16 protein-coding genes and 2 pseudogenes are annotated in these 18347 nt (G+C 43.8%); 17 read left to right on the top strand and 1 reads right to left on the bottom strand.

Annotated elements, in window-relative coordinates; genetic code table 11:
• Positions 1-362: 362 nt before the first annotated feature.
• Positions 363-1757: a methylenetetrahydrofolate reductase C-terminal domain-containing protein gene (locus GBI16_RS07550; protein ID WP_151706832.1), complete on the top strand. Its 1395-nt coding sequence runs from the start codon at positions 363-365 to the stop codon at positions 1755-1757.
• Between the two features lie 2 nt (positions 1758-1759).
• Here GBI16_RS07550 and GBI16_RS07545 read toward each other — a convergent pair whose 3' ends face one another.
• Positions 1760-2425 carry an epoxyqueuosine reductase QueH gene (locus tag GBI16_RS07545; RefSeq protein WP_086210688.1) on the bottom strand — a complete coding sequence of 222 codons (666 nt, stop codon included), beginning with the start codon at positions 2423-2425 and terminating at the stop codon, positions 1760-1762.
• A gap of 372 nt (positions 2426-2797) precedes the next feature.
• On the opposite strand from GBI16_RS07545, the gene GBI16_RS19030 reads away from it, so the two are divergent.
• The 16 genes and pseudogenes from GBI16_RS19030 to GBI16_RS07475 all read left to right on the top strand — a co-directional run bounded on the left by GBI16_RS19030 (position 2798) and on the right by GBI16_RS07475 (position 18345).
• On the top strand, positions 2798-2920 hold the full coding sequence (locus tag GBI16_RS19030; RefSeq protein ID WP_265733404.1) for a hypothetical protein: 123 nt from the start codon (positions 2798-2800) through the stop codon (positions 2918-2920).
• A 576-nt stretch (positions 2921-3496) separates the two neighbouring features.
• Positions 3497-4414 carry a LysR family transcriptional regulator gene (locus GBI16_RS07540; RefSeq protein WP_058952405.1) on the top strand — a complete coding sequence of 306 codons (918 nt, stop codon included), beginning with the start codon at positions 3497-3499 and terminating at the stop codon, positions 4412-4414.
• A gap of 240 nt (positions 4415-4654) precedes the next feature.
• A pseudogene (fruB, locus tag GBI16_RS19110) lies at positions 4655-5783 on the top strand (fused PTS fructose transporter subunit IIA/HPr protein); the annotation flags it as partial.
• A gap of 86 nt (positions 5784-5869) precedes the next feature.
• Positions 5870-7519, top strand: a pseudogene (gene ptsP / locus GBI16_RS19105) (phosphoenolpyruvate--protein phosphotransferase); the annotation flags it as partial.
• Between the two features lie 7 nt (positions 7520-7526).
• On the top strand, positions 7527-8459 hold the full coding sequence (gene pfkB, locus GBI16_RS07530; RefSeq protein ID WP_086210687.1) for a 1-phosphofructokinase: 933 nt from the start codon (positions 7527-7529) through the stop codon (positions 8457-8459).
• Between the two features lie 4 nt (positions 8460-8463).
• Positions 8464-10173: a fructose-specific PTS transporter subunit EIIC gene (locus GBI16_RS07525; RefSeq protein ID WP_151706831.1), complete on the top strand. Its 1710-nt coding sequence runs from the start codon at positions 8464-8466 to the stop codon at positions 10171-10173.
• Between the two features lie 301 nt (positions 10174-10474).
• Positions 10475-11098, top strand: coding sequence for a beta-ketoacyl synthase chain length factor (locus GBI16_RS07520; protein ID WP_119064462.1), 624 nt, complete (start codon positions 10475-10477; stop codon positions 11096-11098).
• On the top strand, positions 11092-11895 hold the full coding sequence (locus GBI16_RS07515) for a 1-acyl-sn-glycerol-3-phosphate acyltransferase (RefSeq protein WP_086210684.1): 804 nt from the start codon (positions 11092-11094) through the stop codon (positions 11893-11895). The genes GBI16_RS07520 and GBI16_RS07515 overlap by 7 nt, the downstream gene beginning before the upstream one ends.
• Positions 11888-12148: a phosphopantetheine-binding protein gene (locus GBI16_RS07510; RefSeq protein WP_005090854.1), complete on the top strand. Its 261-nt coding sequence runs from the start codon at positions 11888-11890 to the stop codon at positions 12146-12148. Before GBI16_RS07515 ends, GBI16_RS07510 begins: the two co-directional genes overlap by 8 nt.
• A gap of 9 nt (positions 12149-12157) precedes the next feature.
• The gene (locus GBI16_RS07505; protein ID WP_058868645.1) at positions 12158-12406 is read left to right on the top strand and encodes an acyl carrier protein; all 249 of its coding nucleotides are present in this window, start codon (positions 12158-12160) and stop codon (positions 12404-12406) included.
• On the top strand, positions 12403-12957 hold the full coding sequence (locus GBI16_RS07500) for a septation protein IspZ (protein ID WP_086210682.1): 555 nt from the start codon (positions 12403-12405) through the stop codon (positions 12955-12957). The genes GBI16_RS07505 and GBI16_RS07500 overlap by 4 nt, the downstream gene beginning before the upstream one ends.
• 78 nt (positions 12958-13035) lie before the next feature.
• Positions 13036-14697, top strand: coding sequence for an AMP-binding protein (locus tag GBI16_RS07495; protein ID WP_151706830.1), 1662 nt, complete (start codon positions 13036-13038; stop codon positions 14695-14697).
• Positions 14698-14711: 14 nt separating this feature from the next.
• The gene (locus GBI16_RS07490; protein WP_151706829.1) at positions 14712-15446 is read left to right on the top strand and encodes a glycosyltransferase family 2 protein; all 735 of its coding nucleotides are present in this window, start codon (positions 14712-14714) and stop codon (positions 15444-15446) included.
• Between the two features lie 17 nt (positions 15447-15463).
• Entirely contained in the window at positions 15464-16378 is a 915-nt protein-coding gene (locus GBI16_RS07485) for an acyltransferase (RefSeq protein WP_086210679.1), read from the top strand.
• A gap of 5 nt (positions 16379-16383) precedes the next feature.
• The gene (gene hutH / locus GBI16_RS07480) at positions 16384-17916 is read left to right on the top strand and encodes a histidine ammonia-lyase (protein ID WP_086210678.1); all 1533 of its coding nucleotides are present in this window, start codon (positions 16384-16386) and stop codon (positions 17914-17916) included.
• Positions 17917-17925: 9 nt separating this feature from the next.
• Positions 17926-18345 carry a thioesterase family protein gene (locus GBI16_RS07475; protein ID WP_005012597.1) on the top strand — a complete coding sequence of 140 codons (420 nt, stop codon included), beginning with the start codon at positions 17926-17928 and terminating at the stop codon, positions 18343-18345.
• The last annotated feature ends 2 nt before the right edge of the window (positions 18346-18347 follow it).

The following is an 18347-nucleotide window of genomic DNA, read 5'->3' as shown; positions in this document are numbered from 1 at the left end:
AAGAGACCTTTATTTTAAAAAGCTTAAATGTGCTTAGTCTTTAAGCGATTGAAAAGCATAAAAAAGAACAATCTTATCGAAAATAAGTCAATCGGCGTAGTAAATAAGGGTCTAGACAAATGTTGTGCTATGGGTGGCGTGTGGTTGAGCGCTCAAGTCATTCTTTTTTGCATTTGAGCATCAGGTTTAATTCGAGATGGACACTGCAATTGAGTAATCAGATCAGGGGGGCACTTATCGGGTAGAGGGTGAGTTAACGAAATATTAAATGTGCCATAGTGAATAATCAGACGATTCGTCATCTCTTTTTGATTTGTACTATAATTCTTCTTTTTTTAATCCTCTGGATTATTTCTCCTGTGATGTCCTTACTTGCTCAATATTTTGCACAGCAACAATTTTGCGTATTGGTTGAATACTTAAGCGTGCAGCAAGCCCAATCGCCTGTCAAAACTCAATTTGCAGGTTTTCCTGCGGCTATGACGCTGGCCGATCGGGTACATGCGGATGACGATGAAGCGCCTTTAATGGTCGCCAAGCAGTATCCACAAGCGATTGAAAAAGTCATTCACTTTTCGGGGAAAGCGCGCGATATACGGGACTTTGAGCAGTTTTTGCAGAATGCAAAAACACAGGGTCAAAAGAACCTGTTGCTCTTAACGGGCGATAAATTAAAACAGCACCACTACAGCCATGACTTAGAGCCACGGACACGTTATTTGGAGTCTGTGAATGCTGTCATGGAAGCCAAACGCCAAGGCGGTTTTCATATCGGTGTGGCGTTTAATCCGTTTAAATATGCGGAAGCGGAAAAAGAGGCACAATATCTGAAACTGCATAAAAAGATGAAAGCAGGGGCGGATTATGTGATTACCCAATTGGGCTATGACATGGCTGCTTTACAGGATGCGCATGCATTTTTAGTGCAACATCAGTATGCGCAGAAAATTTTAGCCTGCGTTATGCCACTGACCTTAGCGCGGGCTAAGTTTATGCTGAAACATAAAGTAGCCGGCATTGTGATTACCCCGCATATATTGAAAGTGTTGCAACAGGAAAAAGAACAGGGTTTAAGTGATCGCGTTTATGTGCGCTGCGCATTACAGATTCTTATGTGTCGACATTTGGGCTTTGCGGGAGTGCATTTATCGGCTTGCCATCAGCCTGAAGAACAAATGTTGTTGGAACGCTATATTGAAGAATATCGACACTTGAGTTTTGCTGAGTGTGAACGACTTTGGAATACGCTTTGGCAGGTGCAAACAGGTACGGAATTTCATCCGAAGCTGACTTATTATTCACGGCCTGCGACCTCAAGTCAGATCATTAAATACCAACATCTGCATCTGATGCACGATGCTTTATTTGAATCTAAACTGGCTAAAGGAGTAGGGCGGTTTATTTTTAATTTTAATGTTTGGGATCGAACGAAAGCCAACAATGCATTACTGAAAACGGAACATTTGAGTAAGCATGCGGTGGTGGGCTGTGAGAGTTGTGGTCAATGCCGTTTAGGCGAGACCCTGTACATTTGCCCAGAAACTTGCCCCAAAGGCTTGGCTAATGGTCCTTGTGGTGGAACCAGCTTAGACCGCTGTGAATTTGGTGACCGTGAATGCATTCATTCCGTCAAAGCACGCTTAGCCAAAGCGGTTGGACAAACAGCGATTTTAAAAGAAAAGCTGATTCCGACCGTGTCGATTGCGGTACGTGGAACCAGCTCTTGGAAAAATTGGTATGTGGCGTCTGCAGACTAAAATCAGCTGTCCTGATCCATAGCATTTGAATAGAACTTTTCTCCGAGTTTGATGCGCTCACGGCCTTGGCTCATGCGCCAGCGGTTGCTATCCCGCAGTGAATACACGCAACCACAGTATTCTTGTTGATAAAATTCTTCACGTTTGCTGATGTCTAGCATGCGTACCGCACCGCCATGTTTGCGCCAGTTATAGTCCCAGTACTGAATGCCTGCATAATGTGAAGCAGAACGGTGTCCGCATTCATTGATCTGTTGCATATTCTTCCAACGGGAAATGCCGAGAGAGCTACTGATTAGGCTAAAGCCATGTTCTGCCGCATATAACGCCGTTCGTTCAAACCGCATATCAAAACACATGGTACAACGGATGCCTTTCTCTGGCTCATTTTCCATCCCTTTGGCACGTGCAAACCAGTTGTCTGTATCGTAATCACAGTCAATAAATGGAATATGATGTTTTTCTGCAAAGCGAATATTTTCTTCTTTACGAATTAGATATTCTTTCACGGGATGAATATTGGGATTGTAAAAAAAGATGGAAAAATTGATACCTGACTCAATCAGGGTTTCCATGACTTCACCTGAACAAGGTGCACAGCAGGAATGCAGGAGCAGTTTGTCATGACCTGTGGGGAGGGTAAGTTTCTGACGTTCGAGCTTCGACATATTGAATGGTTATATATTTAAACCAGACAGTTTAAAACGTCTAAAAGACAGATCAATCCAGATTGGGTGAAGAATTCTCAGGATGAGCTGATGAATTTTCATGATCAAAAGCGAGTTGAGTCGATGATTAAGATATGCACTTAGCCTTGTAATGGATATAGAGAGAACATTTGAGCGGCCTAAACTTGCATAATGGATCGAGATTCGTCATCATTTACACAAAGGGTGTTTAACAGTTGTGTTAGATAGGTATTCGTTGAAGGCGGGCCACTTCAACAGCAAGAAAGAGAGTATCTAACAGTGCTGCATTTTTTTACTACGCCTTCTAATAAGGAATTGGAGTGTCGTCATAATTTCCAATTTGAAACTGATATGCGTTTGATCCAACGCTGTAAATTTCTTGAAGATCAAGATGAGAAAAAAGCCATTCAACATCTTTTAAAAGAAAGAGGTTATACCAAGGCTGAGATTTTAAAACTCACGATTGATAGTTAAGTTAAGATTGAAAAGAGCTTCCAAAATAGGAAGCTTTTTTTGTTTTTGCATGCCTTGTTTTGTATCTCGTTAGTTTGAGATACAAACGACTTTTGCTCCCTGCTTACATGATGCTTCACGTGGAACATCAAAAACCAAGGCTGAGGCAAATAATGTAGTGTGCTTTAGTTGATTGGAGGTGTTCGAAAACATCAGCTTTATATAAGTGAGATGAATATTACTCAGGTATACAATAGGGAGGGTTGAGCTTAACCCATAAAAAGTGTTTAGCTGTGGTTTTTAACTTGTAGTTGATCGTGCCAATCATTTTCTTTACTTGTTTGAGAGTTGCTTTCATGTCTAAAACGGGCTTCAGCAGTAAATTGTGGCTTGCATCTCTGAGTTATTGATTGTGTGCTGAATATATTTACATACCGTGTAGGGCGGTAAAGTTTTTGTTATAGACAGCATGATTTAAAATTAAATAATGAAATAAATTAATAAGTTTAATTTAAAGGTGAAAAATATTAAGTATTAGGCGTAATTATCAGTTAAGCTATACCGTATCTATTAAAATTAAACCTTGAGTTGAGCCAGATGTTAGAACTCCGCCATTTAAAAACTTTAACCGCCTTAAGAGAGCATGGCTCATTGGTCGCTGCTGCAGGGGATTTGTGTTTAACCCCTTCAGCACTATCGCACCAGTTGCGTGAGCTTGATCAATGGTTTGGTGTGGAGGTGGTGAATCGTCGCAGTCGCCCTGTTAGTTTTTCGAATGTTGGACAGCGTCTATTAAAGTTAGCGGATGAGGTGTTACCACAGGTACAAATTGCACAAAGCGACATTACCCGTATCGTACATGGGCAAACAGGACGCATTACCTTTTCTTCTGAGTGTCATAGTTGTTTTGATTGGTTAATGCCGTTGTTAAATCAATATCGTCAGCAATATCCTGATGTTGATTTGGACTTTGCTTCAGGCTTTGAGGCGAACCCGCATGAATTATTACAGACGGGCGAATTTGACCTATTGATTACAGCCGATCCGATTGCATTAAAAGGGGTAGAATATTTCCCAATTTTTGAGTACGAGTCACGTTTGGTCTTATCCAATACCCATCCTTTGGTTCGTGCTAAAGAGATTACTGTACAAGAGCTTGCCGAAGAGACTCTTATTACCTATCCAGTTGATAAACATCGTTTGGATATTATGTCGCGTCTGTTTATTCCAGCCAATATTCTGCCAAAACAAATCCGTACCACCGATCTGACTCAAATGCTGATCCAGTTGGTGGCAAGTGGTCGTGGTATTGGTGCGTTGCCAGACTGGGTAGTGAATGAATATGAACAAAAAGGCTGGGTGACTTCACGTCGTTTGGACTGTGTAGCACCTGAAGGTTTGCGTCGTACTCTCTACGCTGGATATCGTACTGAAGAAAAAGAAAAAGACTATTTTGAAGGCTTTTTAAAGCAGCTCGATAAATTTGCCAAAAAAAGAGCGCAATACTATATCTAGTTGAAAAATAAAAAGAGGAGGAACATATTTCCTTCTCTTTTTTTAACTATTCTTAACTATTTATAATTTATGAAAATTTTTCTTCATAAAATATTAAACCTTTATTCACGATAACAATCATTTAAATGATTGACTAAAATATACAGATTTTCGGGTAAATCCTGAGTAGAATTCGACTTTTATTTTTTCTCCAGTAAAAAAGGCATGGCTTCTCACTATGCTGCTTTGCAAGGACGTTTTATGCTCGCGCTAGATATACAACATGTTCGAATGAAACAACACGCCACTGATAAGGCACAAGCGTTGCAATGTCTAGTCGATATCTTAGTCGAAGACCAATTGGTTACCCCTGATTATATTCATGGCTTGACCGCGCGCGAACAACAAAGTGCAACGTATTTAGGGCAAGGAATTGCCATTCCGCATGGGACACCTCAGTCGCGCCAATCTATTTTAAAAACGGGTATTCGTCTGGCGCACTTTCCTGAAGGAATTGTTTGGGACGGTGAAAATAAAATTTATTTAGCGGTGGTGATTGCTGCGAAATCAGATGAGCATTTGCAAGTCTTACAAGTTTTGACACGGGCTTTAATTAACGAGGTCGCTGACCAAGTGAAACAGGCTCAATCTGCAGAGCAAATTATTGCATTATTACAAGCCCAACCAGCATCTTTGGCATTGCATGAAAATTTAATCGCCACTCAAGTTCCTGCACTGGATGTGGAGGATTTGATTTGGCAGGCAACACAGCTGCTGAAACAGCAAAAAATGGTGGAGTGTGGTTTTCTGTCGGGTTTAAACCTAAAAAGCATGATTCATTTAGGGGAGGGGGTCTGGTCGATCACTTCGAACCAGCATGTTTTGAGCCCAGCTGTAAGTTTGGTAAAAGCGGAACAGGTTTTAAGTCATCAGCAGGAAATGCTCAAGACTTTGGTGTGTATTGCCAGTAATGAGCAACTGGATATGCCACGGTTTCAACAATTAATGGATATTTTGTTTGATACTGAACAAGTTCATACCCTCAACCAAGAGCAAGATAGTCACCAGTTGGCGCAGTTAATTGGTGCTGAACTGATTCCTGATTGGCCATCTCGTCGTATTGTCTTAGCCAACGCTCATGGACTACATGCGCGTCCCGCGACACACTTGGTCAATATGACCAAGAAATTTGCAGGGGATATTCTCGTTGCTGTAGATGAGGGGGCTTACGTTTCGGCAAAAAGTTTAACCAAATTATTAGCCATGGGATGCCGTCGTGGTCAAACTCTGACTTTTATTGCACAACCTGATACCGATGCTGTAGCAGGCTTAGAACAGATTATTGATGCAGTTCAACAGGGCTTAGGAGAAGAGGTTGAAGCTGTTGACCTTGTATCTCATCAGCACAGCAGTAGTGACCCAGTCGTAAATACTTTGGAATTACTGCGTTTTGAATCACATGGCGATACGGGGAGCTGCGGTATTGCAGCATCAACTGGCCTTGCTTTTGGTCCTGCACATGTGGTGAAGCCACGTGAATTTAGCTATGAACGTCTCGGACAGAGCTTTAAAGCTGAGAATGAAAAGCTTGAAATTGCGCTTCATCAGGTGAAAAACAGCTTACGTCAATTCATTGCACATACTGAATCTACCGCCATTAAGCAGATTTTCATGGCACATTTGGAAATGCTGGATGACCCAGACCTCATCCAAAGTGTGCAACGCGGTTTAAAACAAGGGTTGTCTGCTGCGGCGGCTTGGCATGAGCATATTGAAGTGGCTGCGACTGCGCAGGCTGCACTTAGTGATCATTTACTGGCAGAGCGTGCGGCTGATTTGAGAGATATTGGTGAGCGTGTTTTGGCTGCTTTGTGCGGTGTTGCTGAGGTCACAGAACCCGAGCAACCTTATATCTTAATCATGCATGATGTTGGTCCAAGTGATGTTGCTCGTCTGAATAAAGACCGGGTTGCAGGTATTTTGACTGCGGTTGGTGGGGCGAGTGCCCATAGTGCTATTGTGGCACGTGCTTTGGCTATTCCAGCGGTCGTAGGTGCGGGTGCAACTGTTTTAAGTATTGAGAACCATGCCACCGTGCTGATTAATGGGGATACAGGTGAGTATGTGGTCTCACCAGAGCCAAGCCAGATTGATCATGCTATTGCAGAGCGCCAACGCCAGCGTGAGTTACGAGAACAAGCGGAACAGCACTGTTTAGAACCTGCCATCACACTGGATCAACATCAAGTTGAAATTGCAGCCAATATTGGCAAAGTGGGCGCTACGATACAGGCTGTGGCAGATGGGGCAGAAGCAATTGGTTTGCTACGCACAGAATTGGTCTTTATGTCACACAGCAGTGCGCCTGATGAGGCTACACAGGAAGCCGATTATCGGGTGGTGTTAGATGCTTTGGCGGGTCGTCCATTGGTGGTACGTACACTTGATGTGGGTGGGGACAAACCTTTGCCGTATTTGCCTATTGAAAAAGAAGAAAATCCATTCTTGGGCTTACGTGGTATTCGTCTGACTTTACGTAAGCCAGAATTGTTACGTCAGCAATTGGTTGCTTTACTTAAAGCGGCGGATAATCGCCCATTAAGGATTATGTTTCCTATGATTGGGCGGGTTGAAGAATGGCGAGCAGCAAAAGCGATTTTGGATGAGGTTCGCATACAGCATCCATGTGAAAACTTACAAGTCGGTATTATGATTGAGGTTCCTGCGGCAGCATTATTGGCTCCGATTCTTGCTCAAGAAGTTGATTTTTTTAGTATTGGAACCAATGACTTGACTCAATATACTCTGGCGATTGACCGTGGTCATCCGCTGTTGTCTGCTGAAGCTGATGGCTTACATCCGAGTATTTTGTTATTGATTGATCAGACGGTTCGGGCAGCACATCAGCATGGTAAATGGGTGGGCATTTGTGGTGAATTGGCTGCTGACCCAAAAGCTGTGCCTGTATTGATGGGCTTGGGCGTGGATGAGTTGAGTATGTCGAGTACCAGTATTCCATTGGTGAAGGCGCAAATTCGTGGTTTGAACTATATAAATTGCCAACAGATCGCACGGCAAGCCTTAAGTTGTGACAGTGCAACTGCCGTACGTGCATTGGTGGAGTGATTACCGAATGGCTAAGATATTAAGCATTACCCTGAATCCTGCAATTGACCTTACCGTGCAATTGGATCAACTAAAAATTGGTGAGGTCAATCGTCAGTTAACGGCCCAAAGCCATGCAGCAGGTAAAGGCTTAAACGTGGCACAGGTCCTTAAGGATTTGGGACATGAACTGATTGTGAGTGGCTTTTTGGGGCAAGAAAACCGTCAAATTTTTGACCATCATATCCAGCAAGAGCAATTTGATAACCAATTTATTTATGTTGCAGGTGAAACACGACAAAACATTAAAGTTGCAGAAGCCTCTGGTCAGATGACAGACATCAATGGCAAGGGCTTTTTTGTGGATACCACCGCAAAACAACAGCTACGTGAGCGCTTATCACAACTGATTTTTGCAGTGGATGCGATTGTGATTGCAGGTAGTTTGCCACAAGGTTTTTCTGCAGAAGAGCTTTCAACGCTGATTATATGGTTACAGTCTGAGGGTAAAAAAGTCGCAGTGGATACCAGTGGTATTGCATTGAAAGCGGCAATTGCTGCCCATCCTTGGTTGATTAAGCCCAATACGGATGAGTTGACAGAAACTTACCATTTGCCAGCAGAAACTTTTGCAGAACAACAGCACCTTTTTGCCCGTTTAAATAGTCAGATAGAACACATTGTGGTCTCGATGGGTGAAAACGGGGTGAACTGGCTTCACCGCACACAATCCCTGCATGCTACTGCACCGAAGGTCAGCGTCCAAAGTACGGTCGGTGCAGGAGATTCCTTAGTGGCAGGGATGATTCATGGCTTGTTGAGTTCAACTTCCCCAGAAGAAACATTGAAAACAGCAACCGCAATTGCGAGCAATGCTGTGACCCAAATTGGGTTTGCCCTTCCAGAATTTGCTGTTATTGAAGATTTGAAATCGCAAATCTCAGTCCAATCATTGAGTTAATACGATGCAAGAGATAAAACATATTCTATTTGTGCCACATAGTCCCGAGCAGCCGATTAATGCAGTGATTTTTGCCAAAAAATTGTCCAAAGCAGCAACAGCACTTGGTATTTCCAATCATGTAGCGACGTCAGTCGAACATCTCGATTTATCAAATGCTATTGATACGGTTGTTTTTGTGGGACAGAAGTCGACAGATACAGATCAACTGCGTGACAAAGTTGTGAAAGTCATTCGTTTGGGTGCCGCGCAACACGATGCGACCATGCTTTTGCAACAAGTCTTTGAGCATTCAGATGCTGTAGATGAACCTATTGCAGACAATGCGGAGGTTACACGGTTTGTCGCAATTACAGCATGTCCAACTGGTGTTGCACATACGTTTATGGCGGCCGAAGCCTTGCAACAAGGTGCAGTAAAGCATGGTTATCAGATTGATATTGAAACCCAAGGTTCGGTTGGGGCTAAAAATATTTTATCGGCAGAATGTATTACCAATGCAGATGTGGTGATCTTAGCAACGGATATTGAGGTCAATACCGATCGCTTTGTAGGCAAACGTGTATATCGCTGCGGTACGGGATTTGCCCTTAAGCAAACCGATAAGACTTTTGCAAATGCAATTGCTGAGGCCAAAGTGCTTGAAACGGGTAAGCAGACAGCCACCAAGACAGAAAGTGAAAACAAAGAAAAAGCTGGAATTTATAAACACCTTTTAACGGGGGTGTCTTTCATGCTGCCGATGGTGGTGGCGGGCGGTTTGATCATTGCGATCTCGTTTATGTTTGGCCTCAATCCTGTTGAAGGGAGCTTTGCAGCATCCTTAAAACAAATAGGCGCTGCAGCATTTACCCTCATGGTACCTATGCTGGCAGGTTACATTGCCTATTCTATTGCGGATCGTCCAGGTTTAACCCCTGGTTTGATTGGAGGCTTGCTTGCAACACAATTAGAGGCAGGCTTTCTCGGTGGCTTAGTTGCAGGTTTTATTGCAGGTTATATTGCGTTATTTTTATCGAAACAATTAAAACTCCCAAGTAGCCTAGAAGCCTTAAAACCAATTTTGATTATTCCACTATTAGCCAGTTTAGCTGTTGGTTTAATCATGATTTATGTGGTTGGACAGCCTGTTGCACAATTGTTTGAATTACTTACACACTTCCTTGCCAATATGGGTACGACCAATGCCATGATCATGGGGATTATTCTTGGGAGTATGATGTGTATTGATGTTGGGGGGCCAATTAATAAAGCCGCTTATGCCTTTACGGTAGGCTTACTGACGTCACAAACATACGGACCGATGGCGATTACCATGGCCGCGGGTATGGTACCGCCATTGGGTATGGCAATTGCAACTTTTCTGGCAAAGCATAAATTTGCCAAACCTGAGCAAGATGCAGGGAAGGCTGCTGTGGTCCTTGGCCTATGTTTTATTTCGGAAGGAGCTATTCCGTTTGCAGCCAAAGATCCGATTCGAGTGCTTCCATGTACGATCGCAGGTGGTGCTGTAACGGGGGCTTTGGTTGCATTGTTTAAATGTGAATTGGTCACTCCGCACGGCGGTGTAATGGTGCTGATCATTCCGAATGCGATGAATTATCCATTAAAATATTTATTGGCGATTGCGATTGGAAGCGTGGTGACTGGTGTAGCTTATGCCGTGATCAAACGTCGTTTGCCACAAACTGAGCCCGTCATTGCCCAAGCTTAATGAAGATCCTTTCTTTTTAAGCCTTTGGTTTGCCAATAGATATAATCAAAGGCTTATGGTGCGATCTTTTAAAATGATACAACGTGTAGGTTAAATGTAGTCCATGTTACGTGGGGATACTAAAAATCCGCCAATTTAGAGGTATTGATAAAAAAAGCGGCAATTTTTTATTGATAAGTGAATGGTATTTCACATTTTTATTTTTGAAAACAACGTGGTTTTGTTATTTTTTGTGAAAAATTTGGCTCGGTGCTATAATTGCGCGCCTGATAATTTGTCAATTTTTTAAACACTGATCATGATGATGCAACTCCACGTATCCCGCTTAAATCTAAGTTCGGTTGATCAAGAATTATCAGCTATAGAACACATTCCTGCGATGCAACGTCGACGTTTATCGCGTCTGGCAAAGCTGGCTTTGAATAGTGCCATACAAGCTTTAGATACCTGCAATGTCGATTATATTGTTTGGGTGTCGCAATATGGCGATGAAGCCAAAACGCTGAATATATTAGAAGATGTCTTGAGAGAGCAAACGCCTTCACCGACACAGTTTTCAACCTCGGTTCATAATGCAATTTCAGGCTTGTATTCTATTTTATGTCAGGATGCGACACCTGCGACCAGTTTGGCAGGCTCGTGGAATGACGGGTTGATTGAAGCCTATGCGTGGTTAAAAACACAGCCCGAAGCCCGTCAGGTTTTGCTGGTGTATTATGATGATGCACTACCTGAAATTTATATCGAGCATCAGCCATTTGCTGCTTTTGCGATGGGTGCTGTGATTTCATTAGCGCCAGCAAATTTGATTTTAGAGTCAGAGCATCACATCGCTCAAGATCCTGCTTATCAACAAGCTTTAGCGTTTAATGCGTTTTGGAACAATAACAACGAAACCGAATTTGAAGTGTGGACAAAATGCTGAAACTAGATGAAATCAAGCAAAAAGCCAACTATGCATGGCGTGTTGGGGCAACGGGCTTTAGCTTTGCCAGTTTTGGCTTAGGCGGTGTGGCGATTGGTAGTTTGATTGCACCAATGGTCAAGCTGAGTTCACAAGACCCAGAAGTTCGCAAGCAGCGCACCCAAAAGGTCATTAAGCACAGTTTCAAAGGTTTTACCGAGATGATGGTAAAACTGGGCATTATGACCTATACGGTTGAAGGTTTAGATAAGCTACAGCACAGCCAACAAGAGCTGGTGATTGCCAATCATCCGACACTGATTGACGTGGTGGTTTTAATTGGTTTAATGGAACAAGCGAATTGCGTTGTGAAACAGGCGCTGTGGTCGAATCCATTTACCAAAGGCCCTGTACAAAGCGCAGGCTATATTTTAAATGCAGGTTCCGAGCAGTTTATTCAGGACTGTGTACATAAATTACAACAAGACCATGCTGCCTCATTGCTCATCTTTCCTGAAGGAACACGGACGGCCAAAGGTGAGCAGTTGAACGAGTTCCAGCGTGGCGCAGCCAATATTGCACTAAGGGCAGGGGTACCGATTCGGCCTGTGCTAATTAGCTGTACGCCCTCGACACTCACTAAAAACGAAAAATGGTATCACATTCCAGAACAGCCTTTTCATATCCATGTAAAAGTCTTGGATGCGATCCGCGTGGAAGACGTATTGGATGACGTAACGGTCAATCCAAAAAATGTACGTCAATTAAATCAACAATTACAGTGGTTTTTTAACCAAGAGTTATCCCTAAATGACTAATCTTGCTGATGAATTAAAGCAAATGATTATTGATGTCCTTGCCCTTGAAGACATCAGTATTGAAGACATTGATACAGACGCGCCTTTGTTTGGCGATGGTCTGGGTTTGGACTCGATTGATGCCCTTGAATTAGGCTTGGCATTGAAAAAACGTTATGGCATTCATTTGAATGCAGAGTCTGCAGAAACCAAAGAACATTTTAAATCAATTCAAAGCTTAGTGGCTTTGGTTGAAGCACAGAAAACAGCATAAGAGGTTGCTATGCTTGCACAAGAAACCGTGTTAGAAAAATTACGTGAATGGATGGAAGAGCTGTTTGAAATTGCGCCTGAAGATGTGCAATTAGAGTCAAACCTAGCTTCAGACCTCGATGTTGACAGTATTGATGCCATTGATTTGGTGGTAAAAATTAAAGAGTTGACAGGCAAACAAGTCAACCCTGAAGACTTTAAAAATGTGCGCACCGTAGAAGATGTGGTGGTCGTCATTCAGAATATGTCAGTTGCATGAACAACATCTTAAAAGGGGTAGCAGGGATCGGATTGATCCTCTATCCTTTTTTTGTCGCTTATGCTTTGGCACATGGACAGTATGTCTGGGTCAGTGCTGTATTGATTGCACTGGGCATTTTACGTCTCTTGAGTAAGGGCAATGCCCTGCTGTGGCCATTGACAGGTTTTGCCATTTTATGTGGCGGGCTGAGTTTGATTTTAAAAGATCATGCGTGGCTTAAACTCTATCCTGTCTTTATGAGTCTTGGGGCACTGTTTATTTTTGCCAGCACCTTGATTCGACCGCCTTCAATGATTGAACGTTTTGCACGTTTGGCAGAGCCTAATCTGCCCGAAGAAGGAGTAGAATGGACCCGTCAAGTGACCAAAGTTTGGTGTGGTTTTTTTTGCATCAATGCGGTCATTGCCCTGATCACTGTTTTCTTTGCACCGATGAAGATTTGGGTGCTGTATAACGGTTTGATCTCTTATGTCTTGATGGGTGGACTGTTACTGGGCGAGTTTGTGTTGCGTAAACGCCAGCAACGACTGCATCAGGCACAGAAATAACAGCATTTCCGTCAGGGCAACTGAAACAGTGGCCTCGAACTATAGCGATTAGAAATACGGTTTTTAAAAACAAATTTTATGTCTTGTCATTTTCAACACCATCTCCATTCATCGCGTCCCTTGTGTATTCAGGCGGACTCAAGTTTTGTGTCCTTTCACACTTTTTGGTTGGATGTAGCTGGGCAGGCTACGCAAATTCAGCAGTTGGAACAGCCAGTATGGGCGCTTTGGGAACAAGATAGTTATGAGTTTTTGGTATTGTTGTTTGCAGCCTTGCAAGCAGGTAAGCAAGTGCTGTTGCCGCCGCATCGGGTCAGCGACTTAGAAAAAGAATTGGCTGAACAGCAGATTTATTTTTTAAAACGTTTGCCGTCGACAGCCACGTCAACCTTTGAGCTTCAATTTGATGCTGCCTTTCTCAATCAGGCACAGCTGTATTTTTATACTTCGGGTTCAACAGGGCAGCCGAAAAAGATTCCGCGCACCTTGCAACAATTGTTCAATGAAGTCTGTGGTTTAGAAGCCAGTTTTGATTTGCCTGAGCAGGCAGTTGCGATTGCCACGGTGAGTCATCAGCATATTTATGGTTTGTTGTTTAAGCTGTTGTGGCCCTTAGCCAGTGGACGTAGTTTCTACCAAAAACAACTGGCTTTCCCTGAAGATGTGGTCGATCTTCAAAAGAAAATTGCCCATCTGCAACTGCCCAATTATCTGATTTCAAGTCCTGCATTGTTGAAGCGCTGGACCACAGATGTGGTGTTGCAAGACTGCCATCGGGTCTATTCCTCTGGCGGAAAGTTGGATGCAGGCGTGCGTCCTTTGCTGAACCGTCCCATTACCGAAGTGTTTGGTAGTTCTGAAACAGGCGGGATTGCTCACCGTCAGGCGGATGATGCACTATGGACACCCTTTGCCAATGTCGAAATTAACTGCGCCGAGCAGCAAGAGTTAGCCGTTAAAACCAACCATGCCTATAGCGAGGATTGGATTCTGACGGGAGATAAAGTGCAGGTTATGGATGCAGATAATCCCAAAAGTCCATTCCAGTTATTGGGGCGTTTGGATCGCATTGTCAAACTCGAAGAAAAGCGGTTAAGTCTCGATGCGATTGAAGCAAAAATCGCTGAGTTGGCAGAAATACAGCAGTGCCATGTTTTAATTCATAAAAAAGAACAGCGTCAGATGTTGGCGGTGGTGGCAGTGTTAACGGATGATGCAAGGGCGCTGCTCATTGAAAAGGGTAAAGCTGCCTTTACCGCACAGCTGAAAAAACACTTACAACTGAAATTGGAAAGTATCGCGATTCCGCGGCAGTGGCGGTTTTTAACGCAAATGCCACAAAATGCACAATCGAAGCTGAACAAACAGTATTTAAAATCACTCTTTCAGCCGATGACCTTGCCTGTGGTATTGACACAGCAGTCTCAGGATATGCAGATCAGTTATGCTTTGGAGTTTGTGCCTGAGCTGGAATGCTTTAAAGGGCATTTCCCGAACTTCCCGATTTATCCGGGCTTAGGGCAAATTGGATTTATTCAACATTTTGCCAAACAAAATTGGGCAGATTTACTGTGGTGCAATGGTTTTGAGCAGTTAAAATTTCAAGGGCTGATCCAACCGTATCAAACGCTGGAACTGGTGCTCAGCCGTAAAGTACATAAGATCAGTTTTGAGCTGAAAAATCATGACAAAATATTGGCATCAGGACGTTTGCTGTTTGCTGTCCCTGTAGACGTTTAAGCCGAGAGACAAAAATGAAACACTGCTTTGTGATTCCTGTGTATAACCATCCGCATTATTTGGCTGCGTTACTGTCACATTTAAGCGCTTTTGAGTTACCCATCATTATGGTGAATGATGGCAGTGATGCTGATTGTACAACAGTGTTACATCAGCTTGCGCAGGACTACCCAAGGGTCGATTTGGTTGAACATACCCACAATCAAGGGAAGGGGCAGGCGGTGATCACGGGTCTCAAGCATGCCTTTCAATGTGGCTATAGCCATGCTTTGCAACTGGATGCCGATGGACAACATGATTGGCAGGATGTGCAACGCTTTTTAGACACCTCTATCCAGCATCCCAAAGCCATGATTATTGGTCAGCCGATCTTTGATGCGACTGTTCCAAAAAAACGTCTCTATGGCCGTTATGCAACCCATATTTGGGTGTGGATTAACAGTCTGTCTTTTGAGATTAAAGACAGCATGTGTGGCTTTCGTGTTTATCCTTTGGCGCAGACGGTGAACATTCTAAATACAGCCAAGTTTCAACCGCGGATGGGCTTTGACTCGGAAATTTTGGTGCGTTTGAAATGGGATAATGTGCCGTTTATCAATTTGCCCACGCATGTCGTTTACCCTGAAGGTGGCATTTCACATTTTGATGTTTGGCGTGACAATTTGGGCATGGCGCGCGCGCATAGTCGCTTGTTAGGTGGCATGCTGCTGCGGTTCCCCAAACTGATTTATCAGAAAGTTAAAGGCTAAGGCGGTCAGAGAAGCATATGCAGAAATGGAGCGCCGTGAAAGAGCGGGGCGGGATGTTGCCGCTGATGCTGATGCTGGGTTTCTACCGTTTGGGTGGGCGCTGGCTGTGTCGGGTCATCTTGTACTTTGTGATTTTATGGTACTGGCTCTTTTCCAATACCGCGCGTCAGGCTTCTCTGTTGTACTTAAAAAAACTGCATCATTTTGCAGGTGCACAGTCACCGTTTCAGGCTGAGCCGCAGCTTTGGCATAGCTATACGCATTTGATGCAATTTGGCGAATGTATTTTAGATAAAATTGAAGGTTGGCTTGGGCATATTCCTGAACAGAACTTAAAGCTACATGGTCATGCGCACTTTCGCTCGCACTATCAAAAAGGTGCGGTGATTGTGGTGTCGCACTTTGGCAATATTGAATTGTTGCGCGCTGTCAAAGCAGAGCATCCGCAGAGAATTAATGTGTTGGTCTATCAAAAACATGCCACCAAATTCAATGAGTTTTTAAAAAAGCTGAATGAACATGCCGATGTTAATTTGGTTTCGGTGGATGAGTTGGGAATTGAAACAGCACTGATTTTACAGGATAAGTTGGATCAAGGTGAATGGGTGATTGTGGCTGCAGACCGCGTACCTGTGCAGTCAGATCGGGTACAATCGGTTGCGTTTTTAGGTGAGCAGGCGCTGTGGCCACAGGGCGCATGGATTTTGGCCAGTTTGTTGAAAGCTCCTGTGCTAGCAGTGTTTTGCTATCGAGTCGATACACATTTTGAAGTGCATATCCATCAAGTCGCGGAGCAGTTAAACTGGCCACGTAAAGAGCGTTTACAGGCCATGCAACAGACCACACGACAGTATGTGGAGCTGTTGGAACAGCATTGCATACGCGCACCCTATCAATGGTTTAATTTTTATAATTTTTGGAATAAAGGATAAGTCTTGTGTTAATTGTTGGGGAAACTCCGCTCAGTATTGAAGATGTTGTGGCTGTAGCGCGTAAAGAAAAACAGGTGGCATTGCCTGCCTCTGCTGAATGGACAGCATTGATTCAACGTGGCGCAGATTTCCTCGATCAGCTGTTGCAAGACGAAGGCGTCATTTATGGCGTGACCACGGGCTATGGCGATTCGTGCTTGGTTGAAATTCCAGCCCATCAAGTGCATGAGCTACCACTACATTTGTCGCGTTTTCATGGCTGTGGCATGGGACAAAACTTAGACTTAATTACCGCACGTGCTGTCGTGGTGGTGCGTTTATGTTCTTTAGCACGCGGTTATTCGGGTGTTTCACATGCCTTGTTACAGCGTTTGGTCTGGATGCTGAATGAAGATGTCATTCCTGTAATTCCCTCAGAAGGTTCGGTGGGTGCCAGTGGGGACTTGACGCCTTTGTCTTATATCGCTGGGGCCTTGGTCGGTGAGCGTGATGTGTACTATCAAGACCAGATTGTGCCGATTGCACAAGTGTATGCCGAAAAAGGTATACAGCCTTTGGTGATGCGTCCTAAAGAAGGCTTAGCCCTGATGAATGGTACAGCGGTTATGACCGCGATTGCCTGCCTGAATTATAAAAAAGCCGAACAGATTTCTTTTGCCAGTACTTTGATTACTGCCCTGAATGTCTTGGCTTTAGAAGGGAATCCAAGCCATTTTGATGAAGTCCTGTTTGCGCAGAAACCACATCCAGGACAGCAACATATTGCAGCTCAGTTACGTGACTGGTTAAACAGTGAAGTGCAGACTGAACACCAAAGTTCACGTCTGCAAGACCGTTATTCATTGCGCTGTGCGCCGCATGTGATTGGGGTATTTGAAGATTCTAAAGTCTGGTTGCGTCAGTTTATTGAAAATGAGCTGAATTCAAGTAATGACAACCCATTGATTGATCCTGTCAATTTGCGGGTACTGCATGGTGGACATTTCTATGGAGGACATATTGCCCAAGCCATGGACAGCCTGAAAATTATGATCGCGAATATTGCCGACTTGATGGATCGTCAGTTGGCACAGTTGGTCGACTATAAAATGAACAATGGTTTGCCGCGCAATTTAACCGGTTCAAGCCCTGAGCGTTTGCCGTTGAATCATGGCTTTAAAGCGGTGCAAATTGGGGTTTCGGCATGGACAGCAGAAGCCTTGAAACAAACCCTCGCTGCGTCGATTTTCTCACGCTCAACCGAATGTCATAATCAAGACAAAGTCAGTATGGGTACCATTGCTGCGCGTGATGCCAGTCGAGTGATTACCCTGACTGAACAAGTGATTGTGGCACTCAGCTGTGCAGCGGTTCAGGCGGTCAAACTCAAAGGGGTAGATACAGAACTCAGCCCTGTTTTAACAGCATTTCAACACTGGGTGCTTCAGAGCTTCACCTATGTAGCGGAAGATCGTCCTTTGCAACAAGAGCTTCAGGCATTGGTTCATCGCTTTGAGGATTTAGAACTGTTAGACAGCATTGCTGTTCAATATTCATAGGAAATGAGCATGCATGCTGATGTAATCATTGAAGTGCCTTTTCATGATGTCGACACCATGAATGTGGTGTGGCACGGGCATTATTTAAAATATTTTGAAATTGCGCGCTGCAAATTGCTGGATCAATTTCACTATAACTATAACCAAATGCGTGACTCGGGCTATGCATGGCCGGTGATTGAAAGTCATGTGCGTTATGTACAAGGCATTGAGTTTGAGCAAAAAATTCGTGTGCGCGCCGTTTTGAAAGAATGGGAAAATCGCTTAAAAATCGAATATCTGATTTTCGATGCGGTTTCAGGCAGAAAGCTGACCAAGGGTTATACCTCGCAAGTGGCGGTACATATTGAAAAACGTGAAATGTGCTTCCAGTCACCACAGGTGTTGCTGGACTGTTTAAATGCATGGCCTGAATTTAAAGCGGAGTAATG

This window comes from Acinetobacter sp. TUM15064 (assembly GCF_008980265.1).
Taxonomy (GTDB): domain Bacteria; phylum Pseudomonadota; class Gammaproteobacteria; order Pseudomonadales; family Moraxellaceae; genus Acinetobacter.
Note: the sequence above shows the minus strand (reverse complement) of the source record. Positions and strands in the feature narration are given on the sequence as shown.